General features: G+C 72.7%; 15 protein-coding genes. 3 read left to right on the forward strand and 12 right to left on the reverse strand.

Annotated elements, in window-relative coordinates; translation table 11 throughout:
* Positions 1-72: 72 nt before the first annotated feature.
* Genes ABD056_RS00005 through ABD056_RS00040 form a run of 8 tightly spaced genes read right to left on the reverse strand, consistent with a single transcriptional unit; the run spans position 73 to position 7695 of the window.
* Entirely contained in the window at positions 73-909 is an 837-nt protein-coding gene (locus ABD056_RS00005; RefSeq protein ID WP_343863180.1) for a sulfite exporter TauE/SafE family protein, read from the reverse strand.
* A gap of 5 nt (positions 910-914) precedes the next feature.
* A complete protein-coding gene (gene cobM, locus ABD056_RS00010; RefSeq protein ID WP_343863182.1) occupies positions 915-1682 on the reverse strand; it encodes a precorrin-4 C(11)-methyltransferase in 768 nt (255 codons plus the stop codon).
* Positions 1683-1684: 2 nt separating this feature from the next.
* On the reverse strand, positions 1685-2179 hold the full coding sequence (locus tag ABD056_RS00015; RefSeq protein WP_343863184.1) for a hypothetical protein: 495 nt from the start codon (positions 2177-2179) through the stop codon (positions 1685-1687).
* Positions 2176-3978: a precorrin-3B C(17)-methyltransferase gene (cobJ, locus tag ABD056_RS00020; protein ID WP_343863186.1), complete on the reverse strand. Its 1803-nt coding sequence runs from the start codon at positions 3976-3978 to the stop codon at positions 2176-2178. The genes ABD056_RS00015 and cobJ overlap by 4 nt, the downstream gene beginning before the upstream one ends.
* Complete coding sequence (gene cobI / locus ABD056_RS00025; protein WP_343863187.1) at positions 3975-4676, reverse strand: precorrin-2 C(20)-methyltransferase; 702 nt, start codon at positions 4674-4676, stop codon at positions 3975-3977. Before cobI ends, cobJ begins: the two co-directional genes overlap by 4 nt.
* Complete coding sequence (gene cbiE, locus ABD056_RS00030) at positions 4673-5896, reverse strand: precorrin-6y C5,15-methyltransferase (decarboxylating) subunit CbiE (RefSeq protein ID WP_343863188.1); 1224 nt, start codon at positions 5894-5896, stop codon at positions 4673-4675. The genes cobI and cbiE overlap by 4 nt, the downstream gene beginning before the upstream one ends.
* Positions 5893-6549, reverse strand: coding sequence for a precorrin-8X methylmutase (locus ABD056_RS00035; RefSeq protein WP_343863190.1), 657 nt, complete (start codon positions 6547-6549; stop codon positions 5893-5895). The genes cbiE and ABD056_RS00035 overlap by 4 nt, the downstream gene beginning before the upstream one ends.
* A gap of 21 nt (positions 6550-6570) precedes the next feature.
* Positions 6571-7695, reverse strand: coding sequence for a sirohydrochlorin chelatase (locus ABD056_RS00040; protein WP_343863192.1), 1125 nt, complete (start codon positions 7693-7695; stop codon positions 6571-6573).
* 172 nt (positions 7696-7867) lie between these two features.
* Between ABD056_RS00040 and ABD056_RS00045 the strand changes: the two genes are divergently transcribed.
* Complete coding sequence (locus ABD056_RS00045) at positions 7868-8878, forward strand: MraY family glycosyltransferase (protein ID WP_343863195.1); 1011 nt, start codon at positions 7868-7870, stop codon at positions 8876-8878.
* An 85-nt stretch (positions 8879-8963) separates the two neighbouring features.
* Here the strand turns inward: ABD056_RS00045 and pheT are convergent, their stop codons facing one another.
* The 4 genes from pheT to rpmI form a co-directional block, all read right to left on the reverse strand.
* Positions 8964-11360, reverse strand: coding sequence for a phenylalanine--tRNA ligase subunit beta (gene pheT / locus ABD056_RS00050; RefSeq protein WP_343863197.1), 2397 nt, complete (start codon positions 11358-11360; stop codon positions 8964-8966).
* On the reverse strand, positions 11357-12433 hold the full coding sequence (pheS, locus tag ABD056_RS00055; RefSeq protein WP_343863199.1) for a phenylalanine--tRNA ligase subunit alpha: 1077 nt from the start codon (positions 12431-12433) through the stop codon (positions 11357-11359). Before pheS ends, pheT begins: the two co-directional genes overlap by 4 nt.
* 330 nt (positions 12434-12763) lie before the next feature.
* On the reverse strand, positions 12764-13120 hold the full coding sequence (rplT, locus tag ABD056_RS00060; RefSeq protein WP_097279243.1) for a 50S ribosomal protein L20: 357 nt from the start codon (positions 13118-13120) through the stop codon (positions 12764-12766).
* Between the two features lie 23 nt (positions 13121-13143).
* Entirely contained in the window at positions 13144-13344 is a 201-nt protein-coding gene (rpmI, locus tag ABD056_RS00065) for a 50S ribosomal protein L35 (RefSeq protein WP_343863204.1), read from the reverse strand.
* 254 nt (positions 13345-13598) lie between these two features.
* On the opposite strand from rpmI, the gene ABD056_RS00070 reads away from it, so the two are divergent.
* Positions 13599-14111, forward strand: coding sequence for a ClbS/DfsB family four-helix bundle protein (locus ABD056_RS00070; RefSeq protein ID WP_343863206.1), 513 nt, complete (start codon positions 13599-13601; stop codon positions 14109-14111).
* Between the two features lie 79 nt (positions 14112-14190).
* Positions 14191-15300 (forward strand): SPOR domain-containing protein, encoded by a 1110-nt coding sequence (locus ABD056_RS00075; RefSeq protein WP_343863208.1) that lies wholly within the window; start codon positions 14191-14193, stop codon positions 15298-15300.
* Positions 15301-15338 lie beyond the last annotated feature (38 nt).

The raw sequence follows: 15338 nt of genomic DNA on the forward strand, positions 1-15338 counted from the left end.
GCCGGGTGCTCATCAACGGCGCCAAGACCGTCGTCTTCCGCTGACGCGGCGGGCGAGCGGCGGCGGGCGGCGTCAGGTCAGCAGGCCGTAGATCATCCGCGCCGAGGTCAGGAACAGGAATACGGCAAAGGCGGCACGCAGCTTGCGCGGGTCGATGGCGTGGGCGATGCGGGCGCCCCACGGTGCCGCCAGCACCGAACACGGCAGGATCAGCGCCAGCCCGATCAGGTTGACGTAGCCGACCGAGCCCGGCGGCAGGTCGTCCTGGCCGAGGCCGGACAGCAGGAAGCCGATGGTGCCCGGAATGCCGATGATGAAGCCGATGGCGGCGGCGGTGCCGACGGCGCGGCGGATGGGATAGGCGAAGGCCGACAGGATGGGCACCGACAGGGTGCCGCCGCCGATGCCCATCATCACCGAAATGGTGCCGATGACGACGCCGATGCCGGCCTGCGCCGGCTTGGACGGCAGGCTGTCGCGCACCGTCCAGCCTTCCTTGCGGAAGGCCATGTTGGCGGCCACCAGCAGCGCCACCACGGCGAACACCGCCGTCAGCACCTCGCCGTCGGCCTGCCCGCCGACGAGGGTGCCGAGGATGACGCCGGCGAAGATGGCCGGTCCCCACCGCTTCAGCAGCTCCACGTCCACCGCCCCCTTGCGGTGATGGGCGCGGATGGAGGAGGCGGAGGTGGCGATGATGGTGGCGAGCGAGGTGCCGACGGCCACATGCATGCGGACGTCGCCGTCGACGCCGAGCAGCGTGAACAGGTGGTAGAGCATGGGCACGATGACGATGCCGCCGCCCACCCCCAGCAGCCCGGCCAGCAGCCCGCCGACCACGCCGGTGACCAGCAGCGCCGCCACCATGCCCGCCAGGAACCACGGGTCGGCCGAAAGCAGGGCCTCCATGGCCGTCAGTCCGCCGCCGCCGGGCGCAGCACGTGGGTATGGTCGGCGGCGTAGAGGCGGCTGTCGGTGAAGGCGCCCTCCGGCTCGAACACCCGGCCGACCAGGATGAGCGCGGTGCGGGTGAGGCCGGCCGCCTTCACCTGGGCGCGGATGTCGGCCAGTCGGCCGCGGATGATCTGCTGGTCCGGCCAGGTGGCGCGGTAGACGATGACCACCGGGCAATCGGCGCCGTAGAGCGGCGTCAGCTCGTCCACCACATGCTTCAGGTTGTTGATGGACAGGTGGATGGCGAGCGTGCCGCCCGCCTTGCCAAGCGTCGACAGCGTCTCGTCATTGGGCATGGCCGAGGAGCGCACGGCGGTGCGGGTGATGATGACCGTCTGCGCCACGTCGGGCAGGGTCAGTTCCTGGCACAGTTCCGCCGCCGCCGCCGCGAAGGCCGGCACGCCGGGGCAGACGTCGTAGGGAATGCCGAGCGCGTCCAGCCGCCGCATCTGCTCGGCAATGGCGCCGTAGAGGCTGGGGTCGCCGGAATGGACGCGGGCGACATCCTGCCCCGCCGCATGGGCCTGCTGCATCAGGGCGATGATCTGGTCCAGGTGCAGGGGGGCGGTGTCCACCACCTCGGCGTCGGCGGGGGCCTCGGCCACCACCTCGCGCGGCACCAGCGAGCCGGCATAGAGCACCACCGGGCAGCGGCGGATCAGGTTCAGGCCGCGCACGGTGATGAGGTCGGGGGCGCCCGGGCCGGCACCGATGAAGTGGACGGTCATGGTCAGAGAACGCCTTCCAGAATGTCGAGGATGAGGCGGGTGCCTTCCTGCACCAGCACCACGTCGCTGCCCACCACCACCGGCCGGGCACCGGCCCGCGGCGGCAGGCGGCGCAGCAGGTCGTCGGGCAGGGGCAGCATCGCCACCTCCGGCGGCAGGCGCTGGCCGCGCTGGATCTGGCGGGCGATGCCGGGAGGGATCTTGTCCTTCTTCGCCAGACCCGGCGGCAGGGCGGCGGTCGGGGTGGTGCGGAAGTAGTCGCCGATCAGCCGCCGCTCGATCTCGCTCAGCACGGTGGCGGTGACCACGTCGCCCAGGTCGGGGCCGGCCGGACGGGCGGGGCCGGCCTTCTCCGGCTTGCCCTTGTCGGCATGGCCCTTGTCGCCGTGGCCGGCGTGGTCCGGCTTGCCCTTGCCCTCCGGCGGCTGGGCGACGGCCGGCGCGGCCAGGGCGACGGTGGCGAGGGCGGCGGTGAGCAGCAGGAAACGGCGGATCATGCGCTTTCTCCCAGCACGACGGGATCACCCAGCTTGGCGGCATAGCCGCGCGGCGTATAGAGCCAGCGGCGGCCACCGTGGTCGACCAGCCGGCTTTCCCGGTTGCCGACCAGCACCAGGGTCAGCATGTCGGCCATATCGGGCGAAAGTTCGGCCAGGGTGGTGAAGGTGACGCACTCGTCCGGCCGGCCGAGGTTGCGCGCCAGCACCACCGGCGTGGCGCCGGGGCGGCCGGTCAGCAGTATCTCCCGCGCCCGCGCCAGATGGTCGCGGCGGCGCTTGGAGACGGGGTTGTAGAAGGCGACGACGAAATCGCCGGCGGCGGCGCCCTTCAGGCGGGCCTCGATCACCTGCCACGGGGTCAGCAGGTCCGACAGCGAGATGGTGCAGAAATCGTGGCCGATGGGGGCGCCGGACCGCGCCGCCGCCGCCTGGATGGCGGAGACGCCGGGCTCCACCGTCACCTCCACGAAGCGCCACGCCGGGTCGGCCTCGTGGGCGATCAGCTCGAACACCAGGGTCGCCAGCGCGTAGATGCCGGCATCGCCCGAACACACCAGCGCCACGTCGCGCCCCTGCCCGGCCAGATCGAGGGCGGCGCGGGCGCGGTCAGCCTCCGCCCCCAGGTCCGACTGGTGGCGCCGTTTGCCGGCGGCGGCCGGGCCGAGCAGGTCGAGGTAGAGGCCGTAGCCGACCAGATCGGTCGCCCGCGCCACGGCGGCGGAGACGGCCGGCGTGCGCCAGCCCGCCTGCCCCGGCCCGATGCCGACCACGGTGAGCCGCCCGAGGCCGCGCCCGACGGCAGCGGCGTCGATGGGCGTCGGGCTGCGGGCGACGGCGCAGGTGGCGCGCGGGGACTTGGCCTTGGGCACCACCAGCGCCGCCTCCGGCCCGGCAGCGGCAAGCGCCGCGCCTTCGGACACGCCATGACAGCCGACCTCGGCGAAGACCACGTCGGACGGCGTCGCGAGGCGCGGCGTCTCCCGCTCCAGTTCGGCGGCGGTGAAGAACCGCGCCGGCACGCCGAGATCGGCGGCGAGCGCCCGCACCGCCGCCTCGTCGGCCTTCAGGTCGAGGGAGCAGACGCAGGCGACGGCCTTCTCCGACAATCCGGCTTCGGCCAGCGTGCGCGCCACCAGATCGCGCAGCTCGGCCGGGTCGGCGCCACGCTCGCAGCCGACGCCCAGCGCCAGGGTCTGCGGGTGGATGACCACTCCGGCGCCGTCGCGGCCCTCGGTGACGGTGATGGCCTGGGCGGCATCCGGGCTCTGCGGCAGGGCGGCGAGCCAGGGGGCGGCGCCGTCGACCCGCACCGGCTCCCCGGCGGCGAGCGCGGCCATGACCGGCTTGGCGGCGGCGGCATCGGCGAGACGCCAGCCCGACGGCGGCTCGTCCAGGGCGACGCCGTGGACCACGTCGCCGGCGGTGGTGACGGCGGCGGCGACGCCCAGCACCTCGGCCAGCCGGCGGGCCAGGGCGTTGGCGCCGTGGTGACCGCCGAGCAGCGGCACCACCGCCGACCCGTCCTGGGCGACGGCGATCACCGGCGGCTCCGCCTGCTTGTCGGCCAGCAGCGGGGCGACGGCGCGGATGAGGATGCCGGCGGCACACACCCCGACGATGGGCCGGCCGGCGGCGAACAGGTCGCGCAGGTGGGCGAGCGTGTCGGCGAAGGTGGCGTCCGCGCCCTCCGTCCGTCCGGCGAGGCCGTGGACCTGCGCCTCCGGCAGGGTGGCGGCGAGGCGGCGGGCGAGCGCGAGGCCCGGGCCGGTGAGGGCGACGAAGACGGGAGAGGTCATGGGCGCTTCCGCACGAGCAGCAGGGAGAAATAGGGGACGCCCGCAGTGAGCGCCTCCGGCAGGGTGAGCAGGCGCTGGTCGGCATGGCCGGCGCGCACGACGATGCGCGCCGCCTCCGCCAGCCCGAGGCGCCCCAGCACCGCCGCCACCTTGGGCAGATGGCGGCCGAGCTTCATGATGGCGGCGGCATCGGCGGCGGCGAGGCGGGCTTCCAGCACGTCCTCGGCGAGCGTCGCCGGCAGCACCGTCAGCACCTCGTCCAGCAGCACGATGGGGCGGGCGGCGACGGCGGCGCAGGCGGTCATGCTGGTGATGCCGGGCACGACGGCGACCGGATACCGCCCTTCCAGCCGCGCCAGGATGTAGGCGAAGGAGCCGTAGAACAGCGGGTCGCCCTCGCACAGCACGGCGACGTCGCGGCCGGCGTCCAGATGCCCGGCGATGGCGGCGGCGGCGTCGTCGTAGGCGGCATTGGCGGACTCGCGGCCGCGCGAGACGAAATCCATGGTGACGGCGATCTCGACCTTGCCGGGCGGAATCCACGACGCCACCACGGCACGCGCCATGCTGTGGCCGTCCGGATTGGCCGGCCAGGCGAGCACCGGCGCCTCGCGGATCACCCGCAGCGCCTTCAGCGTCACCAGTTCCGGGTCGCCGGGGCCGACGCCGACGCCGATGAGGGTGCCCGGCGCGCTCACGGCTTCACCGCCACGAGCTGGGTGACGGGCGCCAGCGCCTCCCACAGGTGCAGGCCGCCGGCGGTTTCCTTGAGGTGGGAGACGGCGAGCCGCGTCAGGTCGCCGTCCCAGGCGGCGCGGCGCTCCAGCAGGCGGGCCTCGGCCTCGGCGGTGACGGCATTGGCGACGAGGCGGCCGCCGGGCTTCAGCGCGTCCCAGCAGGCTTCCAGCACGCCGGGGCGGGAGACGGCACCGCCGACGAACACGGCATCGGGCGCGGGGCCGGCCTCGGCCAGGGCCTCGGGGGCGCGGCCGGCGACGATGGTCAGGCCGGGCGTGCCGAGGGCGAGGGCGTTGTCGGCGATGAGGGCGCGGCGGCCGTCATGGCTCTCGATGGCGACGGCGCGGGCGTGGTCGGCGGCGCGCATCCACTCGATGGCGATGGAGCCGCAGCCGGCGCCGACGTCCCACAGCAGGGCATGGGGCTGCGGCTGCAAGGCGGCGACGGTGGCGGCGCGCACCACCCGCTTGGTCAGCTGGCCATCGTGGCGGAAGGCATCGTCGGGCAGGCCGGGGGTGCGCGGCAGGACGCGGGCACCGGCGGCGGCGACGCAGTCCACCGCCATCACCACCAGATCGGGCGTCGGGTCGGGCGCCCAGGCGTCGGCGGTGGCGTCGCGGCGGCCTTCGGCGGGGCCGCCCAGGTGCCACAGGGCGGTGAGGCGGCTCGGCCCGAAGCCGTGGCGGCGCAGCAGGTCGGCCAGCGCCGCCGGCGTGGTGCCGTCGGCGCACAGCACCAGCAGGCGGGCGCCGGGGATCAGGTGCGGCACGATGCCCTCCACCGGCCGGCCGTGGGCGGTCAGCAGGCGGCAGTCGGGGATGGACCAGCGCAGCCGCGCGGCCGCCAGCGCGAAGGAGGACACATGCGGCAGCACCACCAGCTCGGCGGGATCGAGCCGGCGGGTGAGCGTGGTGCCGAGGCCGAAGTGCAGCGGATCGCCGCTCGCCAGCACCACCACGCCCGGGCGGCCGCGCAGGGCTTCGGCGGCGGCCAGCGTCTCGCGCAGGCCGCGCCACTCCAGCCGCTCGGCGCCGGTGTCGGGCACCAGGGCGAGCTGACGGGCGCCGCCGACCAGGACGGCGGCGGTTTCGATGACGGACCGGGCGGCGGCGGAGAGGCCCGGCAGGCCGTCCTCGCCGATGCCGACCACGGTGAGCCAGGGGGCGGGCGGCGGCGTCATGCCCGCTCCTCCTGTTCCGCCGACAGCGGTGCGGCGAGCGCATTCACCGCCGCCGCCGCCATGGCCGAGCCGCCGCGCCGGCCGCGCAGGGTGACGAAGGGCACGCCAAGGCCGGGGGCGTCGTCGATGAGCGCCTGCTTGCTCTCGGCGGCGCCGACGAAGCCGACCGGAAAGCCGAGGATCACGGCGGGGCGCGGCGCCCCGTCGGCCAGCAGTTCCAGCAGGCGGAACAGGGCCGTCGGCGCATTGCCGATGGCGACCACGGCGCCGTCCAGATGGTCCCGCCACAGCTCGACGGCGGCGGCGGAGCGGGTGGTGGCGCCGGCGCGGGCGAGGTCCGCCACCTCCGGCCGGCCGAGGGTGCAGATCACCGGGCCGCTGAGGCGGCGGCGGATGACGCCGTGGGCGACCATCTCCACATCGGTCAGCACCGGCCGCCCGGCCGCCAGCGCCGCCTGACCGGCCGCCACGGCATCGGCCGAGGCGACCAGATCGGCGGCGGCATCGGTCATGCCGCAGGCGTGGATGACCCGCACCGCCAGCGGCCGCAGATCGGGCGGCAGCGCCGACAGGTCGGCCTCGCGCTCGATGGTGGCGAAGCTGTCGCGATAGATGGCGGCGGGATCGCGCTGGTAGGTGTACCGCCCGCTCATGCCCGGCGCTCCGTCCCGCCGTCAGGATTTGGCGGGATCATGGGCGTGGTCGTGCCCATGGGGGTGCGGGTGATCGTGGCCGTGGTCGTGGTCATGGCCGTGGCCGTGATGGTGGTGCCCGTGGCCGTGATCGTGCCCATGCCCATGCCCGTGGTCGTGGGCATGGTCGTGCCCGTGGTCATGGTGATGATGGTGCCCATGCCCGTGACCATGCCCATGGTCATGATGGTGACCATGATGGTGGTGATGGTGGTCGCCGTCGGTGCCGATGCCGCGCACGTGGTGGTGATGGCCGGCCTGCACGGCGCCGACGTCGCTTTCGTAGCCGATCACCTGCTCGCGGTACTTGCACAGCTGGCAGTTCATGGCGACCGAGCCGGCCAGGATGTCGCCAACGCGCTCCACGAAGCTGTCGATCACCAGCGGGTGGTCGTTCAGGTACGGCGCCTTGACGAACTCCACATCCGGGTGGGCGGCGGCGACGGCATCGGTCTGGTCATAGATGCGGCGGACCAGGATGCCGGTGAACAGGAAGTAGGGGAACACGATGATGCGCTTGAAGCCCAGCTTCACGGCGCGCTCCAGCCCGTCGTCGACGCGCGGGTGGGCGACGCCGGAATAGCAGGTCTCGGCCCAGCCGAAGCCCATGCCTTCCCACAGCATGCGGGCGACCTTGCAGACGTTGGAGTTGGCGTCGCTGTCGTTGGTGCCGCGGCCGACCACCATCAGCAGGGTGTCCTTGCGGTCCACGGTGGTGGCGCAGGCGGCCTCGGCTTCCTCGATGCGGGCGGCGCTCGCCTTCAGCAGCTTGGGGTCGATGCCCAGTTCGCGGCCGTACTCGACGCTGATGTCGGGGTATTCGGCGGCGAAGGAGTTGATCTCCCACGGCAGGTCGTTCTTCACGTGGCCGGCGGCGAACAGCATGCCGGGCACCGCCAGGATGCGGGTGACGCCGGCGTCGCGCAGCTTTTCCATGCCGTCGCGCAGGATCGGGCGGGCGAACTCCAGGAAGCCGCTCTCCACCGGATACTGCGGCAGGCGGGCGCGCAGGTGCTCGGCCAGGCGGGTGAACTCGGTCACCGCGCCGACGTCGCGGCTGCCGTGGCCGCACAGCATCACGCCGATCTTGTCTGCCTGCTTGGTCATACGCCTGGTCCTTGCCTTCGAGCGTTGCGGGGGATCAGTGGTCGCGGCCCGCCTGGTCACAGCCTCCGGGCGGGCGGAGGGGGACTATAGAGCCGCCGCCGCCCCCTGTCATGTGTTCCCGGCGCGGCCGGTTTCGCTTGCATCCGGCGGCCGGCGCGGCATCATCCGCGCCATGACGCCCGCCCTCGCCCTGCCCCTGTTCGCCGCCGTCGCCGCCGCCGTGGTGCTCGCCACCGGCCTGGTGCTGCGCTGGCTGCGCCGCCGCCAGATCCTCGACCGCCCCAACGACCGCTCCAGCCACAGCCTGCCGACGCCGCGCGGCGGCGGACTGGCGGTGATGGCGGTGCTGCTGCCGGCCTGGGGCCTCGCCGCGCCCGACAGTCTGGCCGGCGGCGCCGGTCCGGTGCAGATCGCGCTGCTGTGCGCTGCCGGGCTGGCGGCGGTGTCGTGGCTGGACGACCTGCGCGGCCTGCCGCCGCTGCCGCGCTTTCTGGCGCAAGGGCTGGCGGTGGCGGTGGTGCTGGCGCTGCTGCCCGGCGAGGCACTGGTGTTCCAGGGCGCCCTGCCGCTGGCGCTCGACCGCCTGCTGACGGCGCTCGGCTGGCTGTGGTTCATCAACCTCTACAACTTCATGGACGGCATCGACGGCATCACCGGCGTCGAGACCGCCTCCATCGGCGGCGGCGTGGCGGTGCTGGCGGCGGCCGGACTGGCGGCGCCGGTGCTGCTCGGCCCCGGGGTGGTGGTGCTGGCGGCGGCGCTTGGGTTCCTGGTGTGGAACTGGCATCCGGCCAAGCTGTTCATGGGCGATGTCGGCAGCGTGCCGCTGGGCTTCCTGCTCGGCCTGCTGCTCATCACCCTGGCGGTCGAGGGCCAGCTGGCGGCGGCGCTGATCCTGCCGCTTTACCACATCGCCGACGCCACCCTCACCCTGCTGCGCCGCCTGCGCCGGGGCGAAAAGCCCTGGGAAGCCCACCGCAGCCACTTTTATCAGCGGGCGGTGCGCGGCGGCCTCAGCCACGGCCGGGTGAGCGGCGCGGTGGCGGTCGCCAACCTGGGCCTGATCGGCTGCGCCGTGGTCGCCGCCGCCGGCCTGCCCTGGCTCGGCCTGCTCGCCGCCGTGGCGCTGGTGGCCGCCCTGCTCGCCGCCCTCTCCCGCCGCGCCGTGCCGATGGACGGGTAGGGTTTCTCCCGACCGACGAAGAGAAAGGGGGAGGCAACCGGCCGGCTGCCTCCCCCCTTTTCGTATCGGCGTCGGACGTGCGGCGTTACGACCGCAGCGTCGCCCCGGTGGCCTTTTCCACCGCCGCCACCACCGCCGCCGTCACCTTGTCCAGGTCTTCGTCGGTCAGGGTGCGGTCCTGCGGTTGCAGGGTGATGGAGAGCGCGAGGCTCTTGCGGCCGGCGCCCACGGTGTCGCCCTGGTAGACGTCGAACACCCGCACCTCGGTGATCAGCTTGCGGTCGGCGCCCTTGGCGGCGCGGATCAGCTTTTCGGCCGGGGTGTCGGCATCGACGACGAAGGCGAAGTCGCGCTCCAGCGGCTGGAACGGCGACGGGCGCAGCAGCGGCCGGGTCTTGCCGGCGGCGGCGCCGCCCTTGGTCTTGGGCTGCGGCACCGCTTCAAGGAAGACCTCGAAGCCGACCACGGTGCCCTTGACATCCAGGCCCTTCAGCACCCGCGGGTGGATCTCGCCGAACCACGCCAGCACCGTCGGACCCAGGCGCAGCGCGCCGGAGCGGCCGGGGTGGTACCAGCCGGGCGCGTCGGTGGTCACCTGGATGTTGTCCACCGGGCAGCCGGCGGCTTCCAGGGCGGCGAGCGCATCGGCCTTGGCGTCGAAGGCGTCCACGGCACGCGGCGCCTGCACCCAGTTGCGCGGGCCGGTGCGGCCGGCGCGGACGCCGGCGGCGACCAGACGCTGGCCCTTGGCGGTGTCGTCCTGGAAGTCCGGCCCGACCTCGAACAGCGCCACATCCGGGTAGCCGCGGGCGGCGTTGCGGCCGGCGGCCTGGATCAGGTTCGGCAGCACCGACGGACGCATGGTGTCGAGGTCGCTGCTGATGGGGTTGGACAGCACCAGCGCCTCGTCGCCGAAGCCGAACAGATCGGCGTGGGCGCGGGCCATGAACGACCACGTCACCGTTTCCATCATGCCGCGCGTCGCCAGGGTGCGGCGGGCGAATTCCCGCTGCCGCTGGCGCGGCGTCAGCACCACCGGCGGCATGGGCGAGCGCGGCAGCGGCAGCGCCGGGATGTTGTCGTAGCCGTGGATGCGGATGACCTCCTCGACCACGTCGTGTTCCGCGGTCACGTCCAGGCGCCACGACGGCGGCACCACGGCCAGACGGCCGTCGGCGGTCTCTTCCACCGTGAAGGCGAGCGCCCGCAGGATCTCCACCACCCGGTCCTTCGACAGGTCGACGCCACCCAGCGCCGCCACCCGCTCCGGCCGCACGGCGATGGCGCCGGGGCCGGCGGGCGGCGCGCCGGCCACCACCAGCTCCGACGGCTCGCCGCCGCATAGGTCGAGGATCAGGCGGGTCGCCAGCTCGCAGCCCCACACCGCCGACTGCGGATCGACGCCGCGTTCGAACCGGTAGCGGGCGTCGGAGTCGATGGCGAGCCGGCGGCCGGTGTTGGCGACGGCAACGGCATCGAACAGCGCCGATTCGATGAACACGTCGGTGGTGTCGGCCGTCGCGCCTTCGTCCTCGCCACCCATGATGCCGCCGAGGCCAAGGGCGCGGGCGTCGTCGGCGATGACCACGATCTGCTCGTCAAGCTCGTAGGTCTTGCCGTTGAGCGCCAGCAGCGTCTCGCCGGGGCGGCCGGGGCGGGCGCGCACGGTGCCCGACAGCTTGGCGGCGTCGAAGACGTGCAGCGGGCGGCCGCGGTCGACGGTGACGTAGTTGGTGATGTCCACCAGGGCGGAGATGGGGCGCAGGCCCACCGCCTCCAGCCGGTCCTTCAGCCACTGGGGGCTGTCGCCGTTCTTCACGCCGCGCACGTAGCGGCCGACGAACATCAGGCAGCCGTCATGCTCCAGCGCCACGCCGACGGGGCTTGGGAAGGTGCCGGGGATGGCCGGCTCGTCCAGCGGCTTCAGGGTGCCGAGGCCGGCGGCGGCGAGGTCGCGGGCGATGCCGCGCACGCCCAGGCAATCCATGCGGTTGGGCGTGATCGCCACCTCGATCACCGGGTCGAGGTTGACGACGCTGGTCAGCTTCGCCCCCACGGCGGCATCGTCCGGCAGTTCGATGATGCCGCTGTGGTCCGACCCGAGGCCGAGTTCGCGCCACGAGCACATCATGCCCTGGCTTTCGACGTCGCGGATCTTGCCCTTCTTCAGCACCTCGCCGCTGTCGGGGATGCGGTCGCCGGGGCGGGCGAGCGCCACCTTCAGGCCCTGGCGGGCGTTGGGGGCGCCGCACACCACCTGGATGACCTCGGCGCCAGTGTCGACGCGGCAGACCTTCAGGCGGTCCGCATTGGGGTGCGGACCGGCTTCGACCACATGGCCGACGATGAAGGGCGCCAGATCCTTGGCGGGATCGTGGACCTCTTCCACTTCCAGGCCGACGGCGGTCAGCTTCTCGACGATGACGTCGAGCGGCGCGTCGGTCTCCAGGTGGTCCTTGAGCCAGGAGAGGGTGAACTTCATCGGGTCAGGCCTCCGGTCACGCTGGGCACGTCGAGGGCGGCGAAGCCGTAGTGGCGCAGCCAGCGCAGATCGCTTTCAAAGAAGGTGCGCAGGTCGGGGATGCCGTACTTGAGCATGGCGATGCGCTCGATCCCCATGCCGAAGGCGAAGCCCTGGTACTCGGTCGGGTCGATGCCGCAGGCCTTGAGCACGTTGGGGTGCACCATGCCGCAGCCGAGGATCTCCAGCCACGAGTCGCCGGCGCCGATCTTCAGTTCTCCGCCGGCGCGCGAGCAGCCGATGTCCATTTCGGCGCTGGGCTCGGTGAAGGGGAAGAAGCTCGGGCGGAAGCGCACGGGCAGTTCGTCCAGCTCGAAGTAGGTGCGCACGAACTCGATCAGGCAGCCCTTCAGGTGGCCCATGTGGGTGGTCTTGTCGATGACCAGCCCTTCCACCTGGTGGAACATGGGCGTGTGCGTCATGTCGTAGTCGCAGCGATACGTCCGGCCCGGCGCGATGATGCGGATGGGCGGCTTCGTGCTGGTCATGGTGTGGACCTGCACGGTGGAGGTATGGGTGCGCAGCATCAGGCGCGAGCCGTCGGCCTTCTCCGGCAGGAAGAAGGTGTCGTGCATCTGGCGCGCCGGATGGTCGGGCGGGAAGTTGAGCGCCGTGAAGTTGTGGAAGTCGTCGTCGATGTCCGGCCCTTCCGCCACCGTGAAGCCCATCTGGCCGAAGATCGCCGTCAGCTCGGCGATGGTCTGGCTGATGGGGTGCAGGCTGCCGGCGCCTTCCGGGCGCACGGGCAGGGTGACGTCGATGCGCTCGCGCGCCAGACGGTCGTTCAGCTCGGCCTCTTCCAGGGCGGTGCGGCGCTCGTCCAGGGCGGCGGCGACGACGTCCTTGAGGGCGTTGAGCTGCTGGCCGGCCTCGCGGCGCTCGTCGGGGGTCATGCCGCCGAGGCCCTTCATCATGTCGGTGATGCGGCCCTTCTTGCCGAGCGCGGCGACGCGCACCTGTTCCAGCGCATCGCGGTCGGCGGCGCCGGCGACGGCGGCCAGCAGTTCGGCCCGCAAGTCCTCCATGGTGCTCATGGTCTTCCCTTGTGCTTGTGGGGCGGGGAAATCCCCAGACGGTTTGAAAATGTGGACGCTTATACCAGACTGCGGCGAGCTTGACTCGCCGCAGTCTGGCCGGCGCGACCCGCGACCGAAGGGTCGCTCCTGTTAAGAGCGCGCCTCCGGCGCGACTGCGCCGCGCGGCCCCTGCCGCGGGAGCCAAGGGCGCGAGGAGCGCCCGCCCGGCGCCTGAGGGCAGAAGAAAATCATTCCAGACGGCAAGAAGGGGCTGCCACGGCCGGGCAGCCCCTCCTCGAATCTTCAGGCGTCGCCCGGCTCGCGCCGGGTATGACCGAATCCGCCGTCCTAGTCGAGGGCCGCCTGGGCCTGCTTGACCAGGGACGCAAACGCTTCCGGCTGCGTGATGGCGAGGTCGGACAGCACCTTGCGGTCGAGTTCGATGCCGGCCTTGTTGAGGCCGTTCATGAACGTCGAGTAGTTGATGCCGTGCTCGCGGACAGCGGCGTTGATGCGCTGGATCCACAGGCCGCGGAAATCGCGCTTCTTGTTGCGGCGGTCGCGATAGGCGTACTGGAGGCCCTTCTCGACCTTCTCGATCGCGATGCGGAAGTTGGTGCTGGAGCGGCCGCGGTAACCCTTGGCGAGCTTCAGGACCTTCTTGTGACGGGCGTGCGTGGTAACGCCGCGCTTGACTCGGGACATGTCTTAAACTCCGACCGGCGTGATTAAGCGTAGGGCAGGAAGAACTTCTTGACGATTTCGGCGTCGGACTTGCACAGGATGAACGTCCCGCGCGCCTGCCGCTTCATCTGCTGGGGCTTGTTGCGCAGCATGTGGCGCTTGTAGGCCACGTTGGCGCGCACCTTGCCGGTGCCGGTGGTACGGAAGCGCTTCTTGGCAGCGCTCTTGGTCTTCAGCTTGGGCATTTTGGTCCTCTGAAGCTTGGGTGACCGTCATGAGCGGGTCGGCATGCCCTTGGCCCGAACACCCGCCGCCAGGAAGACCCTGGACGCCGGGGGAGCCATCGCCTGGCCGCTCCCTTTTTGGAAGGGCGTGTTTATAGGCGCAACCGGGCCGTCGCGCAAGCCCCTGCCTGCCATGGCTGCCCCGCCGCCGCCGGCCGTTGCGCCCCCCGGCGGCCGCGATTGTACTGGCGGAGGCAATGGCAGGAGGCCCGGACATGGCCGTTCCAGGCGACAAGGTGGCACTGATCGCCGCCATCGAAGACAGCTACGCCAGGCTTGTGGCGGACCTGGCCACCCTCCCCGCCGACCGCACCGACGACCCGACGCTGGAGGGCCACGCCAAGGGCACGCACATGAGCGCCGCCGACCTCGTCGCCTACCTGGTGGGCTGGAACGAGCTGCTGCTGTCGTGGTGCGCCGGCCGCGACTCGGGGCAGGAGGTCGCCTTCCCGGCGGAGGGCTACGGCTGGAACGACCTCGGGCGGCTGGCCGGCAAGTTCTACGCCGATTACGCCGGCCTGACGTGGCAGGACCGGCTGGCGCGGCTGGAGCGGGCGGAGAAGGCCATCCTCGCCCGCGTCGTGGCGGCGGATGCGGCGACCCTGTTCTCGGCGCCGTGGTACAAGACCTACCCCTTCGGCCGCATGGTCCACTGGAACACCTCCGCCCCCTATGCCAACGCCCGCACCCGGCTGCGGCGGTGGAAGAAGGCGCAGGGGCTGCGCTGACGGGGTGGCAAGTTTCATTGGTGCTGGGCGCGGTGCCGACTATCATGGCCCGACTCGACGTACCACTCCGGGAGCCGCCATGTTCTCCGTCCGCGCCGTTGCGCTCGTCGCCACCGCTGGCCTTGCCCTGTCCGCCTGCTCGCTCACCGGCGGCGGCGGGGGCGGACGCAGCACGCCGCCGGCCCAGGGCGACGTGATGGCGCGGTCGGTGCTGCCGCAATACACCGCCGACGACACCTGGACCTACATCCTCGACGGCGAGGAAGTGGTGGAGAAGGTGGTGGCGGTGGGGGAGGACGGCCGCGTCACCTTCGCCACCACCGACGGCCGCCGCTGGGAAAGCCTGGGCGACCCGCTGCTGCCCGCCGCCCGCGTCATGCCGGAGGCGGGGCCGCAGACGGTGCTGCTCTACACCCCGCCGACCCTGCCGGACCTCACCCTGTTCCCGCTGCAGGTGGGCAAGGCCGCCGCCTACCGCACCGAAATCACCTCCGCCGACGACGGCCGCATGGAACGCGCCATCGAACACACCTGCGAGGTGCGTGGCCCGCGCCAGCTGACCGTGCCGGCCGGCGCCTTCACGGCGGTGGAGGTGTTCTGCCAGCGCGGCGGCCGGTTCGAGACGCTGTACTACGCCCCCGAGATCAAGAACACGGTGATGGAGCTGCGCGACGTCGACGGCCGCATGGAGAAGAAGGAACTGGTGTCCTTCCGCCCCTCCAGCGGCGGCGATGCCGGCGTGGTCGCCACCGCCGAGCCGCTGGCCGGCTCGCCGGTGCCGTCCTCCGCCGGGGTGGAGCGCGAGTCGCTGGACGGGCCGCTGGCGCCGCCGGCCGCCGCCGCCGCCGCCGCCGCCGCCGCCGCCGTCACCGCCGCCGCGGCGGCCGAGCCGGTGCGGACCGAGGCAGCGCCGGCCGCCGCTTCCAGCCGCATCGCCCTCTCCGCCAGCGCCGACTCGCCCTGGACCCTGCAGCTGGCCGCCGTGTCCAGCGAGGAAGCCGCCCGCCAGGCGTGGAGCCGCTGGCAGGCCCGCGTCGGCAGCGTGCTGCCGGGGGCGCAGCCGCGCATCGTGGAAGGCGGCGGCCTGTGGCGCCTGTCCACCGGCGGCTTCGCCAGCCGCAGCGAGGCCAACCGCGCCTGCGAGACCCTGCAGCGCACCGGCGTGCAATGCTTCCCGCGCGAGAGTTGAGCAACTCTCTTTCGATTAGGACTCGACTCTTGCAAATT

Origin of the sequence: Caenispirillum bisanense (genome assembly GCF_039523075.1) — a bacterium.
In the GTDB taxonomy this organism is placed as follows: Bacteria; Pseudomonadota; Alphaproteobacteria; order Rhodospirillales; family Rhodospirillaceae; genus Caenispirillum; species Caenispirillum bisanense.